Source organism: Thermoactinospora rubra (assembly GCF_002093975.1).
Classification (GTDB): Bacteria; Actinomycetota; Actinomycetes; order Streptosporangiales; family Streptosporangiaceae; genus Nonomuraea; species Nonomuraea rubra_A.
This window is the reverse complement of sequence record NZ_MSZZ01000113.1, coordinates 1-1,632: the sequence shown is the minus strand read 5'-3', so window position 1 is coordinate 1,632 and position 1,632 is coordinate 1. Positions and strand designations below refer to the sequence as shown.

The 1,632-nt window shown below is 68.4% G+C and carries 1 protein-coding gene; it reads left to right on the top strand.

Annotation, left to right across the window (positions count from 1 at the left end):
* Positions 1-90 precede the first annotated feature (90 nt).
* Positions 91-1,617: an IS4 family transposase gene (locus BSB02_RS39115; protein ID WP_158088883.1), complete on the top strand. Its 1,527-nt coding sequence runs from the start codon at positions 91-93 to the stop codon at positions 1,615-1,617.
* Positions 1,618-1,632 lie beyond the last annotated feature (15 nt).

Here is a 1,632-nt window from a genome sequence, read left to right as displayed (position 1 = left end):
CAATGTCAGGAACTTAAGAATGAGCGGAAAGCACGAAGCTCCTGCTATGACTGGAGATTGTCGAGATCATCTAGTCTGGCAAGGAGCTTCGTGGTTGCTCATGCTGTCACACGTCTGGGCCCGCTGACCACTCGGCTGAAGGTCGCAGATCGGGTGGGGCTGGGCGCATTGACATCGTTCATCGACCCCACCGTGGTCGATGAGGTGCTGGCTGAGTGGCGGCCGACCCATGGCAAGGCCATCCGGGCGCGACAGCTGACCGCCCATCTGGGCATCTGGTTCGTACTCGGCTTATGCCTGTTCAGCTCGCTGAACTACAGCCAGGTGCTAGACCGGCTGACCGGTGGACCAGGCGGCGGGCTGCTGCGCCGATGGCGAGAGCGTAACTGGCAGCAGCCCTCCTCTACGGCGTTGTCCGGTCTGCGGCAGCGGCTGGGCTGGCCGGTGTTCGCCGCCCTGCTGCACCGGCTGGCCGGGCCGTTGACCTACGGCCGCCAGCCCTGGTCCCACCTGGATGACCTGCTGGTAGTGGCCTGGGACGGCACCGGGCTGACCACCCCGGCCAGCCCCGGCAACAAGCACGCCTTCAACCCCGTTGCCGCCCCCGAGGGCCACGCCGGCGCCCACTACCCGAACCTGACCCTGCTGACGCTGATCGCCTGCGGAACTCGTGCCGTCCTCGGCGCCGAGATCGGCACCTCGGGCAGCGAACGCCTGCTGGCCCACCGGCTCATCCGCTGCCTGCACCCGGGCATGCTGGCCCTGGCCGATCGCGGCTTCTACGGCCTGACCCTGTGGCGCGATGCCGCCGCCACCGGCGCCCACCTGCTGTGGCGCATCAACCACCAAGTCCTGCTCCCGGTCCTGCAACCGCTGCCCGACGGCTCCTACCTGACCGCCCTGACCAGCCAACGCGAACGCGACCAGCACAAAGCCAAACGCCGCAGCCGCGCCAGAAACGGCAGCACCCGACCCGTCGCACCCATGAAAGCCACCCTGGCCCGCGTCATCATCTGCCTGATCACCGTCACCGGCGACGACGGCAGCACCCGCACCGAACCGTACCGGCTGCTGACCACCCTGACCGACTACCGCACCCATCCCGCCCACGTCCTGGCCGCCGCCTACGCCCAGCGCTGGAACTGCGAGATCGCCTACAGCGAGATCAAGACCCGGCTGCGCGGGACCCGCCGCCTGCTCCGCTCGCCCCACCCCGGCCTCGTCCGGCAGGAAATCTACGGCTACCTCATCGTCTACCAGGCCATCCGCTACCTCATCATCGGCGCCGCCCTCACCCACGGCCTCGACCCCGACCGGATCAGCTTCACCCACGCCCTGCACACCATCCGCGACACCGTCACCCGTTCCGGCCCCCACGCCAAGGGGCTGGCCGACATCCTCACCGACCCCCGTACCCTGGTCCCCCACCGTCCCGGCCGCGTCTACCCCAGAGCCGTCTGGCGGGTCGCCACCCACTACCCCTCCCGCCACACCCACACCAGCCCCCTAGCACACAACGCCAGTTACTCCATCACCGTCCCACCACGCACCCGCACCCACCCACACCCCGCCCAATCAGCCCAAACAGTCGCCCAACGGCCAACGCCAGACCCCTAAAGTTCCTGACATTGG